We start from the raw sequence: 24,248 nt of genomic DNA, 5'->3' as shown, positions 1-24,248 counted from the left end.
AGGTGGGAGGGGGTCACATGCCGTCGCCGGACCAGGCACCTCTGGAGCGGGAGCGGACGGGGAGCGTGGAGATGACCGGGGCCTCGTGGGTGTGGTAGTTCTCGGCGTTGCCGCCCCACTTGATCCATTCGTCCGTGGTGTACCAGTTGATCAGCTCGCCGTCGGAGCGGATGATCCAGTCGATCTCGGTCTCGGCGATGAAATGGCCGTGCTTCACGCCTGCGGGGCGGAAGCAGTAGGTGCCTTCGTCGATGTCGCCGAAGTTGTAGGCCATCTTGCCGCTGAGCGTGTAGAACTCCTCGTAGCACGGGTGGTGGGCGAGGCGGTGGTCGCTCCAGCCCTTCGGCGCGCGGATCAGCCGGGTGTAGAAGCCGGTCACCGGGTCGCGGTGCAGCAGCTTGATGTAGAGCGGCGTGAGCGGGCCGACGGTCGGCGCCGCCACCCAGTCCATCGCGTTGGAGTCGATGATCGACGGCGCGCCGTCGGCCCGGCGCGGGCCGTCGGGGTCGAAGCCGGCGTCGCCGTACTCGCGCCAGTGCAGCACGTGGCTGCCCTCGCGGATCTTGATCCAGTCCATCGGCACGCCCTTGGGCACCTGGAGGTAGCCGCCCGGTCCGACCTCGGTCCCGCCGTACACCAGCGAACCCGACACGACGTAGAACTCGGTGTCGGCGTGCGGCACGCCGGGGCCCCGTCCCCAGTCGGCCGGGAACTGCAGGGACAGCGACGACGAGCCGTCCTCCTCGTCGGTGGACAGCCGGCGCTCGACGGCCTTGCCCTCCCCGAACGGCAGCTCGGCCGCGTGCCAGATGTAGTCGTCCTCGTGGATCAGCTCGACATGTGCCCTCAACCCGCGCTCCTCAGCTCTCGTTTCAGCACTTTGCCAGCCGCGTTGCGGGGCAGCGCCGCGATCGGCCGGATCTCCTTCGGCACCTTGTGTCCGGCGAGCCGGCCCCGCAGGTGCTCGCGCAGCGCGTCGGGCCGCAGCTCGGTCCCGGGCCGCACCACGACGTATGCGACGACCCGCTCGCCCCACCGGTCGTCGGGCTCGCCGACGACGGCGGCCTCCACGACCGACGGGTGCGCGGCCAGGGCCTCCTCGACGTCGCGCGGGTAGACGTTCACCCCACCGGTGATGATCAGGTCCTTCTTGCGGTCGACGATGGTGACGTACCCCTCGTCGTCGACGACCACGACGTCCCCGCTGGTCAGGAAGCCGTCCGCGGTGGTGCACTCCGCGGTCGCCGCCGGGTTGTCGAGGTAGCCGTTCATGAGGAACGGCGACCGGCTGAACAGCTCCCCCGCAGTGCCGCGGGGCACCGGCACGCCGTCGTCGTCGACGACCCGGATCTCGGTCATGAACCACGGGTGCCCGACGGAGCCGGCCTTGCGCCGCGCGTCGGCGGGGCGCAGGTTGGTGATGACGCCGGCCTCGGTGGAGCCGTAGAGCTCGTGCACGCCGACGCCGGGGAACGCGGACAGGACCCACTCCTTGAGCGCGACGGGCAGCGCGGCGGCGTTGAAGTACAGCGTGTCGAGGCTGCGCAGGTCGTGCCCGGCCAGGCCCAGCTCGCGCAGCCCGACGGCGTGCGTCGGCACCAGGAACACCGACTGCAGCCGGTCGCGCTCCACCATCGCCAGCAGCGCGCCGGGGTCCCACGCGCGCAGCATCGACACCGTCCCGCCGGTGAAGACCGACGCGTAGGCGAACGCGAACCCGGCGCCGTGATACATCGGCGCGACCGCGACGGTGCGCCGGCCCGGCCCGAGACCCCATTCGAGGGCGGTGCAGTAGAAGGTCAGGCAGCGCGAGCGGTGACTGATGAGCACGCCCTTCGGCGCGCCGGTGGTCCCGGAGGTGTACGCGATGCAGAACGGGTCCTGTTCGCCCACCGGGACCCACGGGTCGGTCCCTGCGGCGCCGGCGAGCACGGCCTCGTAGTACGGGCCGAGCGGCAGCGTGAAGCCGACGTCCACCGCGCGGTCCTCGAGCGCGGGGTCCAGGATCAGCGCCCGCGCGCCGGAGTGCCCGGCGATGTAGGCGGTGTCGGCGGCGGTCTGCCGCGGGTTCAGCGGCACCATCGGCAGGCCGGCCTTCGCCAGCCCGGCGGCGATCTCGCAGTATTCGAGGCGGTTGCCGGACAGCAACGCGACGGGGTCACCCGGTCGCAGGCCGACGGCCAGCAGCGCGTTGGCGAGGCGGCTCGCGCGGTCGTCGAGGGCGGCGTAGGTGAGCGTGCGGTCGCCGTCGATCACCGCGACGGTGCCCGGGGTCGCGCGGGCGAACTCCCGCACGCCGTTGGCGATGTTCAGCTGAGCGCCAGTCACGGCGTAATGGAAACACCGTTTCCATTCTCAATCAAGGGTCCGGCCGAGCATGGCAGGCACCTGGATGCCGAGCCGCGACCCGATCCAGGTCCCGGTGGCGGCGAGCGCGGGCAGGTCCAGCCCGGTCCCGACGCCCATGCCGTGCAGCAGGTACGTGAGGTCCTCGGTGGCGATGTTGCCGGTCGCCCGCGGCGCGAACGGGCAGCCGCCGATCCCGCCGATGCTGGCGTCCAGCGTCGTGATGCCGGCCTCCAGGGCGGCGACGGCGTTGGCGTAGCCGGTGTTGCGGGTGTTGTGGAAGTGCGCCCGCAACGGCACGCCGAGCGCCCCCAGCTCCGCCGCGAGGGTCCGCACCTGGGTGGGCACGCCGACGCCGATCGTGTCGGCGATCGCGATCTCGCGCGGGCCGCTCTGGAGCGCCGAGGCCGCGATCCCGAGCACGCGGTCCACCGGCACGGCACCGGTGAAGGGGCAGCCGAACGCGGCCGCGATGGTCAGCGAGGCGGGGATCCCCGCGGCGGCGACCTCGTGCCACACGTCGAGGGCCTCCGCCGTGGTGGTGCCCTGGTTGCGGCGGGAGAACTCGTCGGAGGCGACCACCACCATGTTGACCTCGTCCACCCCGGCGGCCAGGGCCCGGTCCAACCCGCGCCGGTTGAGCACGAGGCCGATGTACGTGACGCCGGGCCGCCGCGGCACCGCCGCCATCACCGCCTCGGCGTCGGCCATCTGCGGCACGCGGCCGGGGTGCACGAACGCGACCGCCTCCAGACGGCGGATGCCGGCGTCGAGGGCGCGCGTGATGTAGTCGACCTTCACCTCGGTGGGCAGCAGGACCTTCTCGTTCTGCAGGCCGTCGCGCGGGCCGACCTCGACGATCTCCACCATTGCCGACGCACTCCCGGTTCCTCTAGCGAAACAACGTTTCCCAACCGTACACTGCCGAACCATGGGTGGTCCGCTGTCTGATATCCGTGTCCTGGAGACCGGGACGCTGCTCGCAGGCCCGTTCGCCGGGCAGCTCCTCGGCGACTTCGGTGCCGAGGTCATCAAGCTCGAAGACCCCGGCAAGGGCGACCCGATGCGCGAGTGGGGCCGGGAGAAGCCGCACGGGCAGTCGCTGTGGTGGCCGGTCGTGGCCCGCAACAAGAAGTCCGTGACCTGCAACCTGCGCACCGCCGGCGGGCAGGACCTGGTCCGGCGGCTGGTCGCGTCGTCGGACGTGCTGGTCGAGAACTTCCGGCCCGGCACCCTGGAGCGCTGGGGCCTCGGCTACGCCGAGCTGTCGGCCATCAACCCGCGGCTCGTCCTCGTCCGCGTCACCGGCTACGGCCAGACCGGCCCCTACGCGCCGCGCGCCGGCTTCGGCTCGATCGGCGAGGCGATGGGCGGCATCCGGCACGTCACCGGCGAGCCCGACCGCCCGTCCAGCCGGGTCGGGGTCTCCCTCGGCGACGCGCTCGCCGGCACGATGGCCGCCTACGGCGCGGTCATGGCCGTCCACGCGCGGGCCCGGACCGGTCGCGGGCAGGTCGTCGACTCCGCCATCTACGAGGCCGTGCTCACCTACATGGAGTCGCTGCTGCCCGAGTGGGTCGTCGCCGGGTACCAGCGCGAACGCACCGGCGCGATCCTGCCCAACGTGGCGCCCAGCAACGCCTACCCGACCGCCGACGGGGTCGACATCCTCATCGCCGGCAACCGCGACACCGTGTTCGTGCGCCTGTGCGAGGTGATGGGCCGCCCCGATCTCGCGCTGGACCCGCGCTACGCGACGCACGGCGCCCGCGGCGCCAACCAGCAGGAGCTCGACGACCTGATCGCGGCCTGGACCGCCACCCTGCCGGCGAACGAGACCCTCGCGTTGCTGCATGCGGCCGGTGTACCGGCGGGCAAGATCTACCGTCCGGCCGACATGCTCGAAGACCCGCACTTCGCCGCCCGCCAGTCCATTGTGGACGTCCCGCACCCCGACTTCGGCGCGCTGCCCATGCAGGCGCCGGCGCCCCGGCTGTCGGACACCCCGGGCTCGATCCGCTGGGCCGGCCCGGCGCTCGGCGAGCACAACGCCGCCGTGTACGGCGAGCTGCTCGGCCTGTCCGCCGACGAGCTCGACAAGCTGCGCGCGGACGGCGTGATCTGATGTCGCTGGACGATGACTACGTCGGGGCCGGGTTCTCCGCCCGGCTGGGGTGGGGGGCGCGGCCGGCGCTGCTGCTCGTCGACCCGGTCGTCGCCTACCTGTCGCCGTCCTCGCCGCTGTACTGCGCCACCGCGGCCGACGCCCTCGCCGCGATGGCGTCGCTGCTGGCGTCCGCCAGGTCCGCCGGGCTGCCGGTGGCGTTCACCGCCGTGGGGTTCGCCGACGAGACCTGCTCCGAGGCGCCGCTCTTCGCCGCCAAGGTGCCGGGCCTGCGGGTGTTCGCCGACGGCTCACCGCTCGCGGCGCTGCCCCCGGAGCTGGCGCCGCTCCCCGGCGAGCTGGTGCTCCGCAAGCACTACGCGAGCGCGTTCGCCGGGACCGCGCTCGCCGCGTGGCTGACCGCCGCCCGCGCCGACACCGTCGTCATCGGCGGCTACTCGACGTCGGGCTGCGTGCGGGCCAGCGCCGTCGACGCGCTGCAGGCGGGCTTCCGGCCCATGGTGGTGCGGGAGGCGTGCGCCGACCGCGCCCCCGGCCCGCACTCCGCGAACCTGTTCGACCTGGACGCGAAGTATGCGGACGTCGTCTCCCTGGATTCGGCGCGGCGCGCCATCGCAGGATGAGGTTCGATGTGAGGCGCTTCCGGACCGCCCTTGGGGATGCGCATCGTTCGTTAAACAACTGGGGTGGATCGTAACAGCCGCCTGCCGTCGCTCACCGGACTGCGCTGGGTTGCCGCGTTCATCGTCTTCGGCCAGCACCTGCTCGAGCAGTACTACAACCCGCAGCTCGTCGCCCCGAAGCCCGTCCGGTCCGCGGTCTGGGCCCTGCTCGCGCACGGCGGCGGCCTCGGCGTCTCGTTCTTCTTCGTGCTGTCCGGCTTCGTGCTCGCCTGGTCGTTCCGCCCCGGCACGCCGACGACCACCTTCTGGTGGCGGCGCTTCACCAAGGTGTACCCACCGGCGATCGTCACCACGGTGGCGGCGGTCTTCATCGTCGGCGGCGCCGGCCCGCTGCAGCTGGCCACCCACCTGACCCTCACGCAGAGCTGGCTACCGCGCCGCGACGTGTACACCGCGCTCAACATCGTCAGCTGGTCGCTGTCCTGCGAGGTGTTCTTCTACCTGTGCTTCCCGCTCCTGCTCGCCGGCCTGCGCCGGCTCGGGCCGGCCGGGCTGTGGGCGATCGCGGTCATGATGGTCGAGTGCGTCGCCGCCCTGGCCACGAACCTCGTCCACGCCTCGCACGACACCGCGGGCTGGGTCGGCTACGTCCTGCCCCCGGTCCGCATGGCGGAGTTCACGCTCGGCGTCACGGTCGCGCTGCTGGTCCGCTCCGGCGCGTGGCGCGGCCCCGGCCTGCGCTGGTCCCTGGCGCTGGTGCTCCCGGCGATGGTCGCGGGCCTGTTCGCGCCCTACCCCGTCAACGAGCACGCCCTGACCCTCGTCCCCGTCACCTGCGTCGTGGCCGCCGCCGCCCGCGCCGACCTGTTCGGCCGCAAGACCTTCTGGTCGCGGCCCGCCATGGTGTACCTGGGAGAGCTGTCCTTCGCGTTCTACCTCGTGCACTTCCTGGTGATCATCGGGTTCAACCGCACCGGTCTGCTCCCGCACCAGGCCGGCCCGGCCCAGGCCCTCGTCGCGACGGTGTCGGTGCTGTGGTTCAGCCTCATCGCCGCCATGCTGCTCCACCACGGCGTCGAGCTGCCCGCCCTCCGCCTGATGCGCCGCACCGCCTCGGCCCCCGCCGCCGGCCGCCACCGCCGCATCGCCCTGACCTCCGCGCCCGCCGTCCCGAGGCAACGCCGGGAGCTGCCGGCCCACGCGGTGCCGGCCCAGCGCGCCTCCACCACCAGACCGCGATCGCGCGCCCGGCACGCGCTGTAGCCGCCCCGCCCCGTCCCGGGTCAGGGCGGGTCGGTCGCCGTCGTCGACGGGTGGAGCGCGCGGAGGCCGGCGACCGCGAGCACGGCCGTCGCGACGGCCGCGGCGAGCGCGACCAGCAGGCCGCCGCGGGCACCCGAGCCGTCGACCGCCACGCCCGCCGCGGTCGCCGCGAGGGCGGAGCCCGCGGCGCTCGCCGAGCCGAGCCAGGCGAACGCCTCCGTCAGCACCCCGCGGTCGACGACGGCGTCGGCGAGGACCGAGCCGAGCACGATGACGACCGGCACCGCGGCCGCGGTCAGCACCGCTCCCGCCGCGACCCCCGCCAGGCCGCCGGCCGCCAGCGGCAGGGCGCCGAGTCCCAGCGCGGCGCCCGCCAGGGCCAGCTGCGTGCGTGGGGGGACGGGCCAGGGGCGCAGGCCGTACAGGAGGACCGCGACGAGACCGGTGCCGTTCGACGCGGCGAAGAGCACGGCCGCCAGCTCCGGCGCGCCGCGCTCGACGGCGAACGCGGTCACGGCGATCGACATCGTGCCGAAGAAGCCGCCGATGGCGGTGTTCACGCCGACGAGCAGCAGGAACCCGGGTCGTCGCAGCGCCCGGCGGTGGTGCGACCGGTGGCGGCCGTCGGTCGCCACGACCGGCGGCGCGGTCCGCCGTTGCAGCGCGAGCAGCGACCCGCCGGCGACCACCAGCGCGGCGGCGGTCAGCGTGCCGAGGACGGGCCGGCCCGCCGCGGCGATCGCGCTCACCAGCGCCGGCCCGACGAGGTACGCGACGCTGTTGCTGAGCGACTCCAGCGCGTATGCCGACGGGAGCGCGGCCCGCCGCCCGCCGTCCAGCAGCGCCGACCACCGGGCCAGGGCGACCGCGCTCAGCTGCGGCAGGCTCGCCCCGACCAGCGCACCGGCGACGGCGAGCAGCCAGGCCGGCGCGTGCCCGGCGGCGCCCGCCACAAGCGCACCGACCGCCACGGCGTGCACGACGGCACCCGGCAGAAGCACCCTGGCCTGCCCGAACCGGTCGATCAGCCGCCCCACCTGCGGCCCCACCACGGCGTCCGCGACGGCGAACGCCCCGGTGACCAGGCCGGCGGTCGCGTAGGACCCGGTCGCGTCCCGGACCAGCCACACGATGCTGAGGCTCGTCATGGCGATCCCGACCCGGCCGCCGGCCGTCGGCACGAAGAACGCCGCCGCGCCCGGCGTCCGCAGCAGCGCCCGGTAGCTCGCCGCGCCGGTCACCGCAGACCGCGGGTGGGTGCGGCGGTCACCGGTACGCCTGCCAGCCCAGGTGGACGGCGAGGCCGAGGCCCAGGGCGGCGATGACGCCGCGGAGCGCGGCCGGCGGGCTGCGGCGGATGACCACCGGGCCGAGGCGGCCGCCGATGAACAGGCCCACGCCGAGTGGCAGCACGGCGAGCCAGTGCACCGGGCCGAAGAGCGCGAACGCGAGCGCGGCGACCGCGTTGGCCGCGCCCAGCAGGACGTTCTTCTCGGCGCTGCCCTGCGCGAACGTCGCCGGGGTCAGCGCCAGCAGCAGCGCGAGCAGCACGATGCCGGCGGCCGCGCCGAAGTAGCCGCCGTAGACGCCGACCAGGGCGACCCCGCCCGCCAGGAACCACCCGTGGTGCCGGTGCGGCTCGGCGTCGGCCGGCCGGCGGGGCAGCAGGATCGCCAGGGACGCGCCCGCGATCAGCCACGGCACCACCACCTCGAACGTCTCCGCCGGCGCGAGCAGCAGCAGCGCGCTGCCGGTGACCCCGCCGGCGACCGCCGCGACCGCCAGCCGGCGCAGCCGCGCGGCCCGCCCGGCGAGCTCGGGGCGCGACCCGGCGATGGAACCGGCACTGCTGAAGACGAGCGAGACGCTGTTGGTGACGTTCGCCGTGACGGGCGGCAGCCCGATCGCCAGCAGCACCGGGTAGCTGATCAGCGACGCCAGCCCGGCGACGCTGCCCACCAGCCCGGCGCCGACCCCGGCGAGGGGCAGCAGCGCATACATCCACCACGACACGCACCGGAGTCTTCCCCGGCGGCCCGGCGGCGCCGCCGGCAGGTCACCCGCGCCGGAGATCCGTCACACCGAGGGGTGTCAGCGGGCGACGAACGCGCCCCGGGGGTCGCCGACGACGGCGCCGTCGCGGTACGCCACCTGCCCGCGCAGCACGGTGGCGACGGGCCAGCCGCGGACCTTGCGACCGGCGAAGGGGCAGTGGTCCTGGCCGGACAGGAGCAGCTCGCCGGTCACCTCCTGCTCGAGGTCGGGGTCGACGACGGCGAGGTCCGCGTCCTGGCCGACGAGCAGCGAGCCCTTGCGCGGCCAGAGGCCGTACGCGCGGGCCGGGTTGCCGGAGACCAGCTCCGCGACCCGGTGCGGGGCCAGGCCGCGCTTGTGCATGCCCTCGCTGAGCAGCACCGGGTAGAGCAGGCCGGTGCCGCCGAAGCCGGGCAGCGCCGGCCAGAGCTCGTCGCCCTTGTGCTCCTCCAGGCAGCAGGCGTGGTCGGAGGCGACCCAGTCGACCTTGCCGGACAGGACGCCGTCCCAGAGCGCGGCGCTGTCCTGCGCGCTGCGGATGGGCGGGTTGACCTTGCCGCCGAGGCCGGACAGCTCGTCGTAGTTGAGGCAGAGGTGGTGCAGGGTGACCTCGGTGCGCAGGTCCAGGTCCGGGCGGGCGAGCCGGGCCTCGGTGGCCGCCGCCAGGGCCTCGCCGCTGGACAGATGCAGCAGGTTCACCGGGCAGGCGGTCGCGGCCGCGAGGGTGGTGGCCTCGCCGATCGCGACCCGCTCGGTGAGCGGCGGGCGGGCGTCGGAGTACGCCTTCAGCGTCTGCGGGTCGCCGGCGGCGCGGACCCGCTCGATGAACAGGCGCATCAGCTCGGCCTGCTCGCAGTGCAGCGACAGCGAGACGCGGCGGCCGGCGTCACGGGCCGCGGCGGAAACGGCGGCGGCGGAGACGGCCTCCATGATCTGGTAGAGGTGGCCGAGGTCGTACTCGTCGCTCATCGTGAACGCCTTCGCGTCCCGGGAGTCGGCGGACAGGTTGAAGCCCTTGTAGAACATGTAGTACTTGAACGAGCTGATCCCGTGCCGGTCCACGAGCGCGGGCACCTCGCCGACCTGGCGGGTGTCCATCGGCGCGAGGTGGAAGCCGAAGTCGGTCCAGGAGCGGCCGGACACGGCGGCCAGCACCTCGGGGAGGATGTCCTCGTAGGCGCCGGTCTTGTTCAGGTAGTGCTGCCCGGTCCGGAAGTAGGACAGCACGGTGGTGGCGCCGCCGACGAGCGACGAGCGGGTCTCCTCGGCCGCGTCCACCTCCAGGGGCCGGTAGATGCCGAGGTGGTAGTGCGCGTCCACGGCGCCGGGGAAGACCAGCTTGCCGGTCGCGTCGAGCACCTCGTCGGCGTCCGTGAGGTCCTCGCCGATCGCGGCGATCCGGCCCGCGCGGGTGGCCAGATCGGCCCGGATCTCCCCCGTGTAGGGCAGCACCAGCGTGCCGTTCTTGATGATCAGGTCGTACCGCGACACGTGAAGCCCCTTCCCGGCGTTTCCCTCAATGTAACGGGGTTTCCATTTCGACGGAAGTGCCGTTAGGCTCGGGTGGTGGAACCGCAGCCCGCCCTGGCAGGCATCACCGTGGTGGACGTGTCCACCCTGTTCGCCGGCCCCCTCGCCGCCACCATCCTCGGGGACTTCGGCGCCGACGTCATCAAGATCGAGCATCCCGTGAAGGGTGACCCGTCCCGGGGCCACGGCCCCGCCAAGGACGGCGTGCCGCTGTGGTGGACCCTGCTGGGGCGCAACAAGCGCTGCGCGACCCTCAACCTGTCCAAGCCCGCCGGCGCCGAGCTGCTCAAGCGCATCCTCGCCGGCGCCGACGTGCTGATCGAGAACTTCCGGCCCGGCACCCTGGAGCGGTGGGGCCTCGGCCCCGACGTCCTCGCCGAGGTCAACCCGCGCCTGGTGATCGCGCGGGTGACCGCGTTCGGGCAGTTCGGCCCGTATGCGAACCGGCCCGGCTTCGGCACCCTGGCGGAGGCGATGAGCGGCTTCGCGGCCATCACCGGCGAGCCCGACGGGCCGCCGACCCTGCCGCCGTTCGGGCTCGCCGACGGGATCGCCGCCATCTCGGCCGCGCAGGCGGTGACCACGGCGCTGCTCGCCCGGCACGCCACGGGCCGCGGGCAGGTGGTCGACCTGGCCATCATCGAGCCGATCCTGACCCTGCTGGGGATGCAGCCGATGGTGTACGACCAGCTCGGCGTCGTCCAGGCGCGCACCGGCAACCGCAGCGTCAACAACGCGCCGCGCAACACGTACCGCAGCCGCGACGGCAAATGGCTCGCCGTCTCCACCTCCGCCCAGGCCGTCGCCGAGCGCGTGCTGCGTCTCGTCGGGCATCCCGAGGTGATCGCCGAGCCGTGGTTCGCGGCCGGGGCCACCCGCGCCCAGCACGCCGACCTCCTCGACGGCTACGTCGGCGACTGGATCGCGGCCCGCGACGCCGCCGACGTGATCGCCGCGTTCGAGGCGGCGGAGGCGGCGGTCGCCCCGATCCACGACATCGCCGCCGTGTTCACCGACCCGCAGTACGCGGCGCTCGGCACGCTGCGCGCCGTCGACGACCCGGTCCTCGGCCCGGTCCGCATGCAGAACGTGCTCTACCGCCTGTCCGCCACCCCCGGCGACATCCGGTGGACCGGCCCGCGGCTCGGCGCGCACAACGACGAGATCTACCGCGACCGGCTCGGCCTCACCGGCGAGGACATCGAGAAGCTGCACGCGGACGGGGTGCTGTGATGTCCGGATTCCTCGAGGGTGCCACGGTCCTGGACCTCGCGCAGCCGATGCGCCGGGGCATGCCCCAGTCGCCCAACCACCCGCCGTTCCGGATGGCGCTGGAGCGCCGCCACGGCGACCTGGTCCGCCCCGACGGTGGTTCGGCCGCGAACGAGCTGATCGTCACCGGCGGCCACGTCGGCACCCACGTCGACGCCCTCGCGCACGTGTCACAGGACGGCCTGCTGCACGGCGGCGTCCCCGCGTCCTCCGTGCAGAGCCACCTCGGGTTCACCTCGCACGGCATCGAGTCCTTCGAGGTGTACGTCGGCCGCGCCGTCGTGCTGGACGTCGCCCGCGTGCACGGCGTCCCGGTCCTGCCCGCCGGCTACGAGATCACCGCCGGCGACCTCGACGCGTGTGCCGCCGATGTACGGCCCGGCGACGCCGTCCTCATCGGCACCGGCTGGTCGCGCCGGTGGGAGGAGCACGACGCCTTCATCGGACAGCGCGACGGCACCCCCGGCCCGGGGGTCGCCGCCGGCGAGTGGCTCGCGTCGCGCGGCGTCAGGGTGGTCGGGGCCGAGACGATCGCCTTCGAGCACATCCCGCCGGGCAAGGGGCACGCGGTGCTGCCGGTCCACCGGATGCTCCTCGTCGAGCGCGGCGTGCACATCGTGGAGACGATGCGGCTGCACCCGCTGCTGGACACCGGCGCCCGCGAGTGCCTGCTGGTGCTCAACCCGCTGCCGATCGTCGGCGCGACCGGCGCCCCGGTCCGCCCGCTCGCCATCCTGCCGCCGGCCGGGAACACAGCCGCGAACACAGGGGGTGCGGCATGACGTTCGTGGAGCGCCTCGCCGGGTTCGCGGTCGCCTGCCGGGACAAGCCGTTGCCGGCCGAGGTGACCGCCGACGTGCCCGCCCGGGTCCTCGACATCCTCGGGCTCGCCCTCGCCGCCCACGGCGATCCGGACGCCGACGCCGCGCCCGCGGTCCTGCGGTCGGTGCGCCGCTGGGGCGGCACCGCGGAGGCGACCGTCATCGGCTCCGGCGACCGGCTGCCCGCCCCGGCCGCCGCGCTCGTCAACGGCACCCTGGCGCACTCCCTCGACTTCGACGACACGCACCTGCCGTCGGTGCTGCACCCGTCGGCGTCCGTCGTCCCCGCCGCCCTCGCCACCGCTCAGGCCACCGGCGCGCCGGGCGCGGCGGTGCTCGCGGCCGTCGCCGCCGGCGTCGAGCTGACCAACCGGCTCGGCATGGCGGCCTACGACCCGGCGATCGCCAACAGCATCTTTTTCGAGCGCGGCCTGCACGCCACCTCGATCTGCGGCGCGATCGGCTCCGCGGCCGCCGCCGCGCTGCTGCTCGGCCTCGACGCGCCCGGGGTCGCCTCGGCGATGGGCGTCGCCGCCAGCATGGGCGCCGGCCTCATCGAGGCGAACCGCACCGGCGGCACCGTCAAGAAGGTGCACTGCGGCTGGGCCGCGCACGCCGGCGTGTCCGCCGCCTACCTGGCCGCCGACGGGCTCACCGGCCCGCCGACCGTCCTGGAGGGCAGGTTCGGCTTCTTCACCGCGTACACGGACGGCCGCCGCGACGACGACGCGCTCCTGGGCGACCTCGGCACCCGCTGGGAGCTGCTGCGCACCGCGTTCAAGCCCTATCCGTCCAACCACTTCACCCACCCGGGCATCGACTGCGCCCTCGCCCTGCGCGCCGCCGGCCTCGACCCGGCGGCCGTGGACTGGATCGAGCTCGGGGTGGCGGCGCCGACGCTGCGCACCATCGCCGAACCCGCCGCCGAGAAGGCCCGGCCGCGCAGCACCTACCACGGGAAGTTCTCCGGCCCCTACACGGTCGCCACGGCCCTGCTCGGCGGCGGCGGGCTCGGCGTCGGCCTCGACGACTTCACCGGCCCGCTCGACCCCGCCCGCCTCGCCCTGGCCGCCAAGGTCCGCTGCGTCGCCGACGACCGCGCCACGAAGATCTTCCCCCACGCGTTCGCCGCCGTCCTGCGGATCGGCGCCGGCGGCACCGTCCACGAGCACCGCGTCGACGCCTCGCTCGGCAGCGCCGAAGCCCCCCTCTCCCCCGCCGCCCTGACCCGCAAGTTCCAGCTCAACGCGGCCCGCGCCCTCACCCCCGACGCCGCCGGGGCGCTCGCCGCCCGCACCACCGCCCTCGCCACCCTGCCCACGGTGGACACCCTGCTCGGACAGTCGTGAAGCCGTCGCTCACGTGACGGAGCGTGACCGCGCTGCTTCCATGTGCGCATGCCCACACGGAACGCGACCGTCATCGGTGCCCACGTCCTCAGCCACAGCGGCGAACACGCCCCCACGCTGGTGGACCTCCAGCTGTCCGGGCGGGGCCCGTCGGTCCAGATCGCCCGGACCTACCGCTCGCAGACCGGGCCGCCCGACGGCCCCTTCGGGCGGGGCTGGTGCTTCGCCTACGACAAGCGCCTGACCTGGGCCAGTGACGGCCTGATCCTGCGCGACGGCACCGGCCGCGAGCTGCGGTTCACCGACCGCGCCGACGGACCCGGCTTCGACCCGCCCGACGGCGTGTACGCGCGGCTGGAGCGGGCCGGTGACGGGCTCGCGCTGCTCCAGCCGCGCGGCAACCGGCTGGTGTTCACCGACCCGGAGGCCGGTGGGCGGCTGGTCGCCGTCGCCGACCGCAACGGCAACACGGTGCGCCTCTCGTACGAGGACGACGCCATCCTCGTGACGGACCCGTTCGACCGCGAGGTGCGGCTGCGGCTGCGCGACGGCCGGATCCATGAGATCGACGACGGCGGCCGCCGCTGGCAGTACGCCTACGACGGCGACGGGTGCCTGGTGACGGTCGTCCAGCCGCCGCGCAACAACGGCCTGGAGCGGCCCACGGTGCGGTACACGTACGACGAAAGGCTGCGGCTGGAGAGCGTCACCGACCCGAACGGCAGCACGTTCCTGCGCAACGTCTACGACGACGAGGACCGGGTCGTGACACAGCTGCACGGCGGCGGCACCATCACCTACGGGTACGAGGGCCGCCTGACCCGCCTCGTCGGCAAGAACGGCGGCCGGGTCGAGCTGCGCCACGACGACCGGGGGCACGTGGTGGAGCAGACCGTCTGGTCCGGCGGCGTCGCGCTGACCACCAGCAGCGAGCACGACCGGCACGGCGAGCTGGTCCGGCGGGTCTACCCGGCCGGGCACCGCGACGAGTGGCGCTACGACCCCGACGCCGACGACCCCCGCGACCGGGGCAACCTGATGGAGGCGGCCCGCGTCGACGCGTCCGGCTCCGTCCGGCAGGTCCGGCGGTACGCGTACGACCCGGCGCACCAGGGTGTCGTGACGATGGTGGACCCGCACGGGCGGCGGTGGCGCTGGTCGTACGACGAGCGCGGCAACCTCGTCGAACGCACCACGCCGCCGGCGACGGTGTCGCTGCCGGGCGAGGAGGCGGCGACGGTCACGCTGACCGAACGCTTCGAGGTCAACGACGGCGGCCAGCTGACCCGGTACACCGACGCGCGCGGGGCGGCCACCGAGTACCTGCACTACGCCGACGACGACCCGACCGGCGCCCGGACGGCGCCCGGCGACCCGGCCGAACCGCCGGCGCGCGGCGGCTACCTGCGGCGGGTCGTCCGGGACACGGTGACGGCCGCGTTCACCTACGACGCCGCCGGCCATGTGACGTCCGTCGTGGACGGCAAGGGCGCCGCGACCGGGCTGGTCCGCGACGCCCACGGCGACGTCACCGAGCTGCGCTCGCGGGCCGGCGACGCGTACCGGCAGGCGTACACGTACGACCTCAACGGCAACCTGGTCGAGCGCACCGTGTCGTTCGTCCGCGGCGGGTTCGACGGCGCCGAGGCCACGGACGAGCCGGCGGTCGTGGTCGAACGCTTCGCCTACAACGACCTGAACAACCCGATCCGGCGCACCGTCGCCGGCGAGGGCCTGGAGCAGGTCACCGTGCTCGAGCGGGACGCCGCGGAGAACGTGGTCCGCGAGGTGGACCCGACCGGCGCGGTCACCACCTACACGTACGACGAGCGCAACCTGCCGGTGGCGGCGGTCGCCGCGGACGGGACCGCGCTGCGCTGGACGTACACGGCGAACGGGCAGCTGGAGTCCGAGACGGACGGCCGCGGTCACACCACCCGGTTCCGCTACGACGGGCTGCACCGGTACGCGGGGTACGACGGCCCGGACGGCACCTCGCTCGACCAGTGGCGCGACGCGGCGGACCGGGTCGTGCGGGTCCGGCTGACCGGCGACGCCGGGAACGCCGACCCGGCGGTCCTCGCCGAGGCGTTCTACGCCTACGACGAGCTCGACCGGCTGGTCCGCATCGACCGGTCGTGGCACGACCCGGCGACCGGGGCGCCGCTGGGCGGCAACGGCCTGGTCTCGGCCTTCGTCGAGTACGGCGTGCACAGCAAGCCGGTCCGCTGGTGGACCCCGGCCGGCGGCGCGCTCACCATGACGTACGACGGCGCGAACCGCATCACCTCCGTCACCGACGAGTCGGGCCTGACGGCGGCGGTCGGCTACGACGAGAACTCCAACCCGGTGCACCTGCGGCGGGGCGCCACCGTGGTGACCCAGACGTTCGACGAGCTCGACCAGCTGCGCACCCGCCGGCTCGGCGACGACCCCGCCGACCTGTTCGTCCACAATGGACTCGGTCGGCTGGTCGGGCACGTGGACGGCGCCGGTGGGTCCACCCGCTACGTGCACGACGGGCTGGGCCGCCCGACCGGCAGGGTCCGCACCGCCGCGCCCGGGCAGGTGCTGTTCGACCAGGTGAGCTACGACGAGGCGGGCCGCGTCACCGCCCGCACCGACGCGGCCGGCAACCTGACCCGCGCCACGTACGGGCCGCGCGGCCTGGCCACGGTGATCGAGGCCGACGGCGCCGTCACCGGGTTCGAGCGCGACGCCGTCGGCGACGTCGTCCGGCTCACCCAGCCCGACGGCACGGTCGTCACCAGCGACCGCGACCCCGCCGGCCGGCTCGTCGCGCAGGCCGTCACCGCCCCGGGCGGGGGCGCCGTCCCGGTGACCGCGCTGCGCTACGACGGGCTGGGCCGGACGACGTCCACCTGGACCCCCGACGCGAGCACCGCCGTCGCGTACGACTCGCTCGGCCGGCCGCTCACCGAGACGCAGGCCGGCCGGACGATCCGGTACTCCTACGACACGGCGGGGAACCTGACCGGGCTCGTCTACCCGAGCGGCCGCCGGGTGAGCCGCGCCTACGACCGCCGGGGCCGGCTGACCGGCGTCGCCGAGGACGGCGTCACGATCGTCTCGTACGAGTACGACGCCGACGGGCGCCCGGTCACCGTCCACTTCGGAACATCGCTGGTCGCCGAGCTGTCGTACGCGACGGGCACGGGGCGGCTGACGGCGCTCACGTACCGGTCCCCGGGCGGGGCGGTCGCCGACGCCTTCTCCTACCTGTTCGACGACGCCCGGCGGCCGGTCGCCGAGGACCGCGGCAACGGCGCGGCCGTCACCGGCGACCGGTTCGGCTACGACGCCGCGGGCCGGCTCACGTCCGCGTCCTACGGGGACTCCGGGGTCTCCGTCCGTTACGAGCTGGGCCCGCTCGGGCTGTGGCAGCGGCGGGTCGAGACGCTGCCCGACGGCACCGAGGTGGTCGGCGCGGCGACCGTGAACGCCCGCGGCGCGTACGTGACGGCCGGCGGCACCGCGTACACCTACGACGACAACGGCCGCCGCACGGGGGAGACGACGGACGGCACCGGCCGGACGTACGAGTACGACCACGACGGCCAGGTCGTCGGCGTCGACGGCGGCGCGATCCGGTACGGCTACGACGCCCACGGCCGGCAGGTCGGCCGGAACGGGGTGACCCGGGTGTGGAGCGGCGACCACCTGCTGGAGGAGTGGGACGGCGAGCGCCTGCTGCGCAGCTACACCTACGGCGACGGCCCCGGCCAGCCGGTCCAGGTGTCCACTGAGGACGGTACGCGCTCCACGTACGTGCTGAGCGGCCGCGGCCTGATCGCCGGCCTGGCGGACGCGTCCGGCGCGCCGCCCCGCAGGTACTTCTACGACGCCTACGGCCGCCCGACCGGCTCCGCGGCGGACGGCGCGCTGCTCGGCGGCGCCGTGCTCTGGGACCCGGGCGCCGGGCTGTACTACACCCGCAGCGGCGGCGGATACGCCACGACGTCGATGCTGCCGTTCAAGCCGCCGAAGCCGGACCCGAGGCGTCCGGGGGTCGACTACCGCGACGCCTGGGACAAGATGTCCGACGTCGGCGAGGGGCTCATCGTGCTCGGCATCATCGGCGAGTTCTTCCACGTGCCCGGCTCGGAGATCGTCCTGCTGGTCGGCGCGGTGCTGGTCGCGCCGCACCAGGTCGACAAGATCGGCCAGCGCTTCGGCTGGTGGGGCCCGCCCGCGGCGAAGCCCGCCAAGCCGGGCGACCACTCGGGGCGCAGCGACGGGTTCGGCGACGGCTTCGGCGGCCTCGGCGACGGCTTCGGCTACGGCGGACCCGGCTACGGCGGACCCGGCTACGGCGGGCCGGGTCACAGCGGCGGCGGGTACGGCGGCTCGGGTTACGGCGGCACCGGGTACGGCAGCCCGGGCGGCGCGGACAGCGGAGGCGGGTACGGCGGCGGGGAGCCGGCGGGCCCGTGGGGCGACCGGCCCGACCGCGAGCCGTCCGGCTCCGGATCCGGTTCGGGCGGCCCGCGGGCGCCGGAGTACGGCGACCCCGGCGGCGGCTCGTCGACGCCCGAGTCCCCCGAGCCGACCCCCAAGCCCGACCCCAAACCGTCCGGCGGCGGTTCCGGCGGTGGCGGTGGCGGCGGCGGGAAGAAGGACGAACCGAAGGGCGGCGGCGACAAGCCCGTGCCCGACGACAAGACACCCGTGCCGCCCGGCACGCCGATCGCCACGCCGAACCCGGTCGACGGCACCGGCGAGGGCGTCGACAAGGACTGGTGGCGGGGCATGCCCGGGCGCAGCGCCCTGACCGCCCTGTCCGGCACCAAGGTCGACGAGCGCGAGGCGACGCCGCTGTTCCAGCCCCCCACCGCCGCCTCCGTCGTGGAGATCCTGGCTCCGCGGTTCATCACGAAGGACGAGGGCGGCGAGGGCGTCACCATCAACCTGCACACCGTCCACTCGGCCTGGGTCGCCGGCGGCAGCGGCAGCAGCTCGCCGGACGGCTGGGGCGACAAGCCCCACACCCTCGCCGAGAGCCTCGCCGCCCCGCGCATCCGGGACGCCTCGATCGCCCGCTTCTGACCCGGAACCCGTGAACAATGCTGCTGCTCGCGGCCGCCGCCGGCGGCCGCGAGCAGCGCCGCGTCGCTAGGGGGTGGCCTCGAACTCGTACTGATACCAGTCGGTCCAGCCGGGACGGTCGAGCGCGTGCGCCGGCGCCCGCTTCAGCCGCACCCCGTCATCCATCGTCACCGTCCGCTCGAACCAGACCCCGACGGCGATCAGGACGACGAGCATGGCCAGCAACCCGAAACCGTCGTGGACCGCGCCGCTGCGGAACACCCAGACCGTGCCGCCGACCCCGGCACCCGCCGCGACCAGGCATGCCACGCTCACCAGCACCTTCTCCCGCCGGACCGCCGAGCGGCTCAGGACGGCCACGGCGACCCGCTCCCCGCACGTCGGGCAGGTGACGACCACCTCGGCCCGGCCGCTGTCCGGCCGCTCCTTCCCGATCGCCACCCCGTCGTCCAGGGGCGCCCCCTTGTGGACCAGCCGCACCTGTGAGTCCGTCATCTCGCCAGCATAGAAGTCCGGCGATGCGTGCTCCTCGACTCCGGTGTCCGGTCCTTGTCCGGAGGTACGCCACCGGACAGGCCTCGATCCCGCTGGTTCGCCATGGCCGGGGTCAGCCGCGGCGGAGCCGGGCGCAGGCGTCGAGGGCCTGGTGCAGGGCGTTCTCGGCGGTGGTGAGGTCGTGCCGGTCGAGGGCGTGGCGGACCCGGGTCAGGCACGCGGCGAGCAGGCGGGCCTCGCCGCGTGGTGGCTGGGGACGGGTGGCGCCGCCGCGGACCCGGGCCAGGGCGCCGGTCGTGGCCAGCCGCGCCAGGTCGCGTTGCGTGGTCGCCAGGGAGGCGCCGGTGGCGTTGCGGACGTCGGCGATCGTCACGTACTCGGTCTGGGCCAGCAGCTCGATGATTCGCTGGTGGCGAACGGCCGGCAGCAGGGGTTCCGGGCTGGACTCCGTTGTGGGCTCCGGGTTGGGCATGGGCGGCACCGCCTCAGGAGATGGGGTAGAGCTGGCCGTCGGTGGCGACGGCCGGGGCGAAGTCGACCTCGCGGCCGTCGAGGGTGAAGCGGTAGCGGCCGAGCCGGCGGATGACCGGCTTCGCGTCGAGGTATTCGCGCATGTCCTCGAGCTCGGCCGGCGTGAGCCAGCTCGGCGGGTCGGAGACCGCCCGGAAGCCGCAGACGTCGGCGAGGTCGCGCAGCCAGCGGGTCTGCTGGGTGGTGAGCAGGTTGAGCTTGCTGCGGAAGTAGATGACGTCGGGGTCGACCTCGACGAGCGGGGACTGCCAGAGCCGGTGCACGCTGTTGACGACGGCGTTGCGGGCGGTGGCGTCGGAGGGGTCGATTGAGGCGTAGTTGTCCCACATGGGCGCGACGTCGGGGCCGCTGCGCAGGCCGTCGAGGATGCCGAGCGACGGCAGCAGGATCGCGCCGGAGCCGAGCAGGTAGACGTCGTCGCCGGCGGCCTCCCGCATGACCCGCAGCCCCTCCCGGTAGAGCCGGTCGCGGTCACGGCCCGGCAGCGGCGCGGCGCCGGCGTTGACGAAGTCGAGCTTGAGGTAGCGGTACCCCCAGTCGTGCACGACCGTCCGGATCAGCTCGGCGACGTGCGCCAGGGCGTCCTCGCGGGCGAGGTCGAGGGCGTAGTAGGGGCCGCCCCAGTTGTACCCGGCGACGACCGGCTGCCCGGACCCGTCGCGCAGCAGCAGCTCGGGCCGTGCCGTGGCGAGGCGCGAGTGCGGCAGCGCGATGAACGGGGCGAGCCACAGCCCCGGCGTGAACCCGGCGTCGGCGATACGGTCGGCGACCGCCCGCATGCCGCTGGGGAACTTCGCGTTCGGCTGCCAGTCGCCGACCAGCTCCTCCCAGCCGTCGTCGATCTGCACGACGTCGAAGGGCAGCCCGGCGAGGTCCGCGACGTCCTTCGTCAGCTGGGCCTCGGTGACGTTCTCGTAGTAGGCGTACCAGCTGCACCACACGTTGCCGGCTTTCCGCGTGCCGGCGCCGAACCGCGACGCGAGCGCCGCGGCGTAGGCGGCGAAGACGTCCTCCTCGGGGCCGTAGGCGAGGAACCAGTCGGCGCCGGAGGAGGCGTACCACCCGGTGAGGGTGTCGTGGTCGGCGGTGAGCCGCGGCGTGTCGAGGCCGAGCGCGCCGAGCAGCAGGGTGCCGCCGTCGGTGCCCTGCAGCACGGCGACGGCCGAGGAGTGGTGCCGCGCCGGGTCGTCGAAGGTGGGGTCGTCGGCGGTGACCAGCCGGGTCGGGTTCGGCACCCGCAGCGGGGGCTCGCTCAGCCGCCGCCAGCCGCACGGGCTCCACGAGTTCTGCCCGTGCCGGTAGAACGACGCGTCGCCGAGGCCGTGCAGGATCGCCACCCGGCCGGGGGGCAGCAGGACGCCGCCGGGGGCGGAGCCGATCTCGACTGCCGGTGCGGCGGAGTGCTGGACGGCGAAGTGGTGTCCGCCGACCTCGACGAGCTGTGCCATGGTTCTCCTCATCAGGTTGTGTGGCGGCGGGGCGCGGGCCGAGCGCCCCGCCGCTTGGTTCAGGTGGCTACTTGAACAGGGCGTTGACCTGGTCGTTGGCCTTCTTCAACGCGTCGGCCGGAGCGGCCTGGCCGAGCACGACGGACTGGATCGCGTCCTGCACGATCTGGCTGACCTCGTTGCCGTGGTCGGTGATCGGCAGGAAGAAGGTGCCGCCGGACGCGGTCGCCTGGTCGGTGAAGGCCTGCACGTTGCGGCCGGCGGCCTTGTGGGCGGCGAGGGCCTTCTCGGTGCCGGACTTGACGGCGGGGAAGACGACGGCCTTCTCACCGACGATGTCCTGGCAGGCGGACGAGCCGAGGAACTTCACCCACGCCCACGCCTGGTCGGGGTGCTTGGTGCCGGCGTAGATGGCGTCGGAGAGGCCGTTGATGGCGGTCTTGCGCCCGGACGGGCCGGTGGGCAGCGGGGCGAAGGCGTACTGCTGCTTGGCGCCGGTGCCGAGGTAGGTGCCGATGGTCCAGGAGCCGACGATGGTGTACGCCGCCGTCCCGGTGTCCATCACCGCGTCCCGGCCGAGGTTCGACTGCTTGTCGAACTTCGGCGCGTAGCCCTTGTCGATGAGGTGCTTGAACCAGCCGATGGTCTCGGCGAGCTTCGGGTCGTCGTACTTGTACTTGGTGCCCCACGGGTTCTTGTCGAGGTAGGTGAAGCCGTTGGCGACGGCGAGGTCGCCCCAGCCGTTCTGGCCCTGCGAGCCGTCCGCCCACTCCGGCAGGAAGCCGTGGACCTTCACGTTGTTCTTGTCGAAGGCCGGGTCGAGACCGTTGCGGCCCTGGCTGTCCACGGTGGCCTTGGCAATCGCCTGCTCGAAGGTGCCGCCGTCGCTCGGGTTCCAGGTGAGCTTGTCCAGACCGGCGGTGTCGGTGACGAGCTTGGTGTTGTAGACCAGGGCCATCGTGTCCCAGTCCTTCGGCAGGCCGTAGCGCTTGCCGTCCTTGACGAACAGGTCCGCGAGGCCGGCCTGGTACTGGCCGAGGTCGACCTTGTCCTTCGTGACGAACGGCTGGATGTCGAGGATCTGGTTGCTGGACACGAACTGCGGGTAGTAGGACGCGTGGTCGGTCCACACGTCGGGCGCGCTGCCGGCGGCGAGCTGGGTGGTCAGGTTCTGCCAGTACTGCGACCACGCGGTCTGCGTGAACTTGATGGTGATGTTCGGGTTGGCCTTGGTGAACGCGTCGGCGCACGCCTGGTAGGGCGGCAGCTGCTTGTCGTCCCAGAGCCAGTAGTTGAGCGTGACGTTGCCGGTGTCGCCGCCGGACTCGTCGGAGCAGGCGGCCGCGAGGGGCAGGACGATCGCCGCGGCGGACAGCGCGGCCGCCGCCATACGGAGTCTGGACATGGGGATCCCTTTCGAGGAATGGAGCGGGGGGTGGGGTGTCACTTGATTCCGGTGAAGTTCAGCGATTGCACGAGGCGCTTGCCGAGGAAGATCAGCAGCAGCAGGACGGGCAGGACGGACAGGGTGGAGCCGGCCATGAGCCCGGTCCAGTCGGGTGCGGTGTTCGGTGACTGCTGGAGGAACACGCCGAGGGCGACGGTGAGCACCCGGTTGTCCTCGCCGCGGCCGACGAGCAGCGGCCAGAGGTAGTCCTTCCACGCCCACACGGACGTGGTGAGGCCGATGGTGATGAGCGGGCCGCGGCTCATCGGCAGGATGACCCGCCAGAAGATGCCCCAGCGGCTCGCGCCGTCGATGACGGCCGCCTCCTCGACCTCGCGCGGCACCGACAGGAAGAACTGGCGGAGGAAGAACACCGCGAACGGGGTCATCAGCAGCGACGGCGCGACCATGCCGGCGAGGGTGTCGACGGCGTCGAACTGCCGCATGAGCGCGAAGTTGGGCAGCAGCGTGAAGATCGGCGGGACCATCAGGGCCGCGACGAACAGCCCGAAGAGCAGGTCCCGGCCGGGGAACCGCAGCCGGGCGAAGGCATATCCGGCCATGGCGCAGCAGAAGGTCTGGACGGTCGCGATGAGCCCGCTGTAGATCAGGGAGTTCAGCGTGTACCGAAAAAAGTTGATCTTCGCGCCGGAGCCGCCGGCGGCGCGGGCGGTCTGGTCGTCGACGAGCCCGAGGACGCGCTCGAAGTTGATGAGGGTGGGGTGCTCCGGCACGAGGCCGGTGCTGTCGCGGTAGATGTCGGCGGCGGGCGTGAGCGCGGTGCGGACCATCCAGTAGAAGGGCACGATCGTCACCACGAGGAAGGCGATCAGCGCGGTCCAGGCCAGCAGCCGGCCGGGCGTCAGGCGGCGGAACATGAGGCCCCTCTCAGGTGAGGTCGGATCGGGAGGCGCGCAGCAGCCACATCTGCACGGCGGTGAGCAGGCCGAGGATCAGCACGAGCGCCATGGCGACCGCCGACGCGTAGCCCATGTGGAAGTACGTGAATGCCTGCTGGTAGATGTAGTAGTAGATGACCCGGGTGGCGCCGACCGGCACGATCTTGTCGGTGACGGCGACGGTGTCGAAGATCTGGAACGAGCCGATGAGCGACACGACGAGCACCAGCGCGAGGATCGGGCGCAGCAGCGGCAGCGTGATCATGCGAAACATCCGCAGCTCGCCGGCGCCGTCCAGGGAGGCGCTCTCGTAGAGGTGCGGCGGGATCTGCAGCATCCCGGCGTAGAGCAGCAGCGCCGTGTAGCCGGTGTAGGCCCAGGTGTTGATGAGCGCGATGGACGGCATCGCCAGGTCCGGCGAGGTGAGGAAGCCCTGGCTGTCCAGCCCCGCGGCGGTCAGCAGGTGGTTGACGAAGCCGAGGTTGGCGTCCAGCAGCCACATCCACAGCAGCCCGACGGTCACGTTGGGCACCAGCCACGGCAGCAGCAGCGTCGCCCGCAGCACGACCGAGCGGGTCAGCCGGTGCATGAGCGCCGCGACGCCGAGGGCGAGCAGCGTCTGCGACCCGATGTTGACGACCACGTAGTACGCGGTGATCCGCAGCGACTTCCAGAACTGCGCGTCGCTCACGAGCTTGGCGTAGTTGTCGGCACCCACGTACGACGGGGTGTTGAGCAGGCTGTAGTCGGTCAGCGAGTACCAGACGCCGCGCACCGTCGGGTACAGGTAGAACACCGCGAAGCCGACCAGCACCGGCAGCAGGAACAGCCAGGCGACCCGCCGGTCGTCGCGGTGACGGCGCGGTCCGGCGGCGCCTGACGGCCCGCCGGGCGGGTCCGGCGCGGGCGGCGCGGTCACCGCCAGGGAGTTACGCATCGTCACGGTCCGGCCTCGATTCGTCCATCGAAAGTCTTCGAGATTGATGTCTTGCGGCGAG

At 73.6% G+C, this 24,248-nt stretch carries 19 protein-coding genes; 7 read left to right on the top strand and 12 right to left on the bottom strand.

Going from position 1 to position 24,248, the window contains the following annotated elements:
* Positions 1 to 13: 13 nt before the first annotated feature.
* The 3 genes from ABD332_RS01590 to ABD332_RS01580 are packed head-to-tail and all read right to left on the bottom strand — an operon-like array spanning position 14 to position 3,216.
* The gene (locus tag ABD332_RS01590; protein WP_344498683.1) at positions 14 to 850 is read right to left on the bottom strand and encodes a DUF4437 domain-containing protein; all 837 of its coding nucleotides are present in this window, start codon (positions 848 to 850) and stop codon (positions 14 to 16) included.
* Positions 847 to 2,328, bottom strand: coding sequence for a class I adenylate-forming enzyme family protein (locus ABD332_RS01585; RefSeq protein ID WP_344498680.1), 1,482 nt, complete (start codon positions 2,326 to 2,328; stop codon positions 847 to 849). Before ABD332_RS01585 ends, ABD332_RS01590 begins: the two co-directional genes overlap by 4 nt.
* A gap of 27 nt (positions 2,329 to 2,355) precedes the next feature.
* The gene (locus ABD332_RS01580; protein WP_344498678.1) at positions 2,356 to 3,216 is read right to left on the bottom strand and encodes a hydroxymethylglutaryl-CoA lyase; all 861 of its coding nucleotides are present in this window, start codon (positions 3,214 to 3,216) and stop codon (positions 2,356 to 2,358) included.
* Positions 3,217 to 3,277: 61 nt separating this feature from the next.
* Here ABD332_RS01580 and ABD332_RS01575 point away from each other — a divergent pair, with 61 nt between their 5' ends.
* The 3 genes from ABD332_RS01575 to ABD332_RS01565 all read left to right on the top strand — a co-directional run bounded on the left by ABD332_RS01575 (position 3,278) and on the right by ABD332_RS01565 (position 6,357).
* Complete coding sequence (locus tag ABD332_RS01575) at positions 3,278 to 4,471, top strand: CaiB/BaiF CoA transferase family protein (protein WP_344498676.1); 1,194 nt, start codon at positions 3,278 to 3,280, stop codon at positions 4,469 to 4,471.
* Positions 4,471 to 5,094: an isochorismatase family protein gene (locus tag ABD332_RS01570; protein ID WP_344498674.1), complete on the top strand. Its 624-nt coding sequence runs from the start codon at positions 4,471 to 4,473 to the stop codon at positions 5,092 to 5,094. Before ABD332_RS01575 ends, ABD332_RS01570 begins: the two co-directional genes overlap by 1 nt.
* 63 nt (positions 5,095 to 5,157) lie before the next feature.
* The gene (locus ABD332_RS01565; RefSeq protein WP_344498672.1) at positions 5,158 to 6,357 is read left to right on the top strand and encodes an acyltransferase family protein; all 1,200 of its coding nucleotides are present in this window, start codon (positions 5,158 to 5,160) and stop codon (positions 6,355 to 6,357) included.
* Between the two features lie 20 nt (positions 6,358 to 6,377).
* On the opposite strand, the gene ABD332_RS01560 is transcribed toward ABD332_RS01565, so the two are convergent.
* From ABD332_RS01560 to ABD332_RS01550, 3 genes are all read right to left on the bottom strand, one after another.
* Entirely contained in the window at positions 6,378 to 7,598 is a 1,221-nt protein-coding gene (locus ABD332_RS01560; RefSeq protein WP_344498670.1) for an MFS transporter, read from the bottom strand.
* Positions 7,599 to 7,623: 25 nt separating this feature from the next.
* Positions 7,624 to 8,370 (bottom strand): sulfite exporter TauE/SafE family protein, encoded by a 747-nt coding sequence (locus tag ABD332_RS01555; protein ID WP_344498668.1) that lies wholly within the window; start codon positions 8,368 to 8,370, stop codon positions 7,624 to 7,626.
* Positions 8,371 to 8,448: 78 nt separating this feature from the next.
* A complete protein-coding gene (locus tag ABD332_RS01550) occupies positions 8,449 to 9,882 on the bottom strand; it encodes a dihydroorotase (protein ID WP_344498666.1) in 1,434 nt (477 codons plus the stop codon).
* A 75-nt stretch (positions 9,883 to 9,957) separates the two neighbouring features.
* Between ABD332_RS01550 and ABD332_RS01545 the strand changes: the two genes are divergently transcribed.
* Genes ABD332_RS01545 through ABD332_RS01530 form a run of 4 tightly spaced genes read left to right on the top strand, consistent with a single transcriptional unit; the run spans position 9,958 to position 18,430 of the window.
* The gene (locus tag ABD332_RS01545) at positions 9,958 to 11,154 is read left to right on the top strand and encodes a CaiB/BaiF CoA transferase family protein (protein WP_344498664.1); all 1,197 of its coding nucleotides are present in this window, start codon (positions 9,958 to 9,960) and stop codon (positions 11,152 to 11,154) included.
* A complete protein-coding gene (locus ABD332_RS01540; RefSeq protein ID WP_344498662.1) occupies positions 11,154 to 11,975 on the top strand; it encodes a cyclase family protein in 822 nt (273 codons plus the stop codon). The genes ABD332_RS01545 and ABD332_RS01540 overlap by 1 nt, the downstream gene beginning before the upstream one ends.
* Entirely contained in the window at positions 11,972 to 13,363 is a 1,392-nt protein-coding gene (locus ABD332_RS01535; RefSeq protein ID WP_344498660.1) for an MmgE/PrpD family protein, read from the top strand. Before ABD332_RS01540 ends, ABD332_RS01535 begins: the two co-directional genes overlap by 4 nt.
* A gap of 48 nt (positions 13,364 to 13,411) precedes the next feature.
* Positions 13,412 to 18,430, top strand: coding sequence for a DUF6531 domain-containing protein (locus tag ABD332_RS01530; RefSeq protein WP_344498658.1), 5,019 nt, complete (start codon positions 13,412 to 13,414; stop codon positions 18,428 to 18,430).
* A gap of 66 nt (positions 18,431 to 18,496) precedes the next feature.
* On the opposite strand, the gene ABD332_RS01525 is transcribed toward ABD332_RS01530, so the two are convergent.
* From ABD332_RS01525 to ABD332_RS01500, 6 genes are all read right to left on the bottom strand, one after another.
* The gene (locus tag ABD332_RS01525; RefSeq protein ID WP_344498656.1) at positions 18,497 to 18,925 is read right to left on the bottom strand and encodes a hypothetical protein; all 429 of its coding nucleotides are present in this window, start codon (positions 18,923 to 18,925) and stop codon (positions 18,497 to 18,499) included.
* A 112-nt stretch (positions 18,926 to 19,037) separates the two neighbouring features.
* Positions 19,038 to 19,397 (bottom strand): DeoR family transcriptional regulator, encoded by a 360-nt coding sequence (locus ABD332_RS01520; RefSeq protein ID WP_344498654.1) that lies wholly within the window; start codon positions 19,395 to 19,397, stop codon positions 19,038 to 19,040.
* 13 nt (positions 19,398 to 19,410) lie between these two features.
* Positions 19,411 to 20,904, bottom strand: a complete 1,494-nt coding sequence (locus tag ABD332_RS01515; protein ID WP_344498652.1) for a glycoside hydrolase family 36 protein — start codon at positions 20,902 to 20,904, stop codon at positions 19,411 to 19,413.
* 67 nt (positions 20,905 to 20,971) lie between these two features.
* Entirely contained in the window at positions 20,972 to 22,309 is a 1,338-nt protein-coding gene (locus tag ABD332_RS01510; protein ID WP_344498650.1) for an ABC transporter substrate-binding protein, read from the bottom strand.
* A gap of 38 nt (positions 22,310 to 22,347) precedes the next feature.
* Positions 22,348 to 23,229 (bottom strand): carbohydrate ABC transporter permease, encoded by an 882-nt coding sequence (locus ABD332_RS01505; RefSeq protein ID WP_344498648.1) that lies wholly within the window; start codon positions 23,227 to 23,229, stop codon positions 22,348 to 22,350.
* Positions 23,230 to 23,239: 10 nt separating this feature from the next.
* Positions 23,240 to 24,187 carry a carbohydrate ABC transporter permease gene (locus ABD332_RS01500; protein ID WP_344500670.1) on the bottom strand — a complete coding sequence of 316 codons (948 nt, stop codon included), beginning with the start codon at positions 24,185 to 24,187 and terminating at the stop codon, positions 23,240 to 23,242.
* Between the last annotated feature and the right edge of the window lie 61 nt (positions 24,188 to 24,248).

It is taken from the genome of Dactylosporangium maewongense (assembly GCF_039531485.1).
GTDB classification, from domain to species: domain Bacteria; phylum Actinomycetota; class Actinomycetes; order Mycobacteriales; family Micromonosporaceae; genus Dactylosporangium; species Dactylosporangium maewongense.
This window is presented reverse-complemented; position numbering and strand designations above follow the sequence as displayed.

Excerpts from the sequence above, each read along its gene's own strand:
- ABD332_RS01575 (WP_344498676.1), top strand. The coding sequence starts at position 3,278 with ATGGGTGGTCCGCTGTCTGATATCCGTGTCCTGGAGACCGGGACGCTG.
- ABD332_RS01540 (WP_344498662.1), top strand. The coding sequence starts at position 11,154 with ATGTCCGGATTCCTCGAGGGTGCCACGGTCCTGGACCTCGCGCAGCCG.
- ABD332_RS01520 (WP_344498654.1), bottom strand. The coding sequence starts at position 19,397 with ATGCCCAACCCGGAGCCCACAACGGAGTCCAGCCCGGAACCCCTGCTG.
- ABD332_RS01570 (WP_344498674.1), top strand. The coding sequence starts at position 4,471 with ATGTCGCTGGACGATGACTACGTCGGGGCCGGGTTCTCCGCCCGGCTG.
- ABD332_RS01515 (WP_344498652.1), bottom strand. The coding sequence starts at position 20,904 with ATGGCACAGCTCGTCGAGGTCGGCGGACACCACTTCGCCGTCCAGCAC.
- ABD332_RS01510 (WP_344498650.1), bottom strand. The coding sequence starts at position 22,309 with ATGTCCAGACTCCGTATGGCGGCGGCCGCGCTGTCCGCCGCGGCGATC.
- ABD332_RS01530 (WP_344498658.1), top strand. The coding sequence starts at position 13,412 with ATGCCCACACGGAACGCGACCGTCATCGGTGCCCACGTCCTCAGCCAC.
- ABD332_RS01535 (WP_344498660.1), top strand. The coding sequence starts at position 11,972 with ATGACGTTCGTGGAGCGCCTCGCCGGGTTCGCGGTCGCCTGCCGGGAC.
- ABD332_RS01505 (WP_344498648.1), bottom strand. The coding sequence starts at position 23,229 with ATGTTCCGCCGCCTGACGCCCGGCCGGCTGCTGGCCTGGACCGCGCTG.
- ABD332_RS01580 (WP_344498678.1), bottom strand. The coding sequence starts at position 3,216 with ATGGTGGAGATCGTCGAGGTCGGCCCGCGCGACGGCCTGCAGAACGAG.
- ABD332_RS01500 (WP_344500670.1), bottom strand. The coding sequence starts at position 24,187 with ATGCGTAACTCCCTGGCGGTGACCGCGCCGCCCGCGCCGGACCCGCCC.
- ABD332_RS01525 (WP_344498656.1), bottom strand. The coding sequence starts at position 18,925 with ATGACGGACTCACAGGTGCGGCTGGTCCACAAGGGGGCGCCCCTGGAC.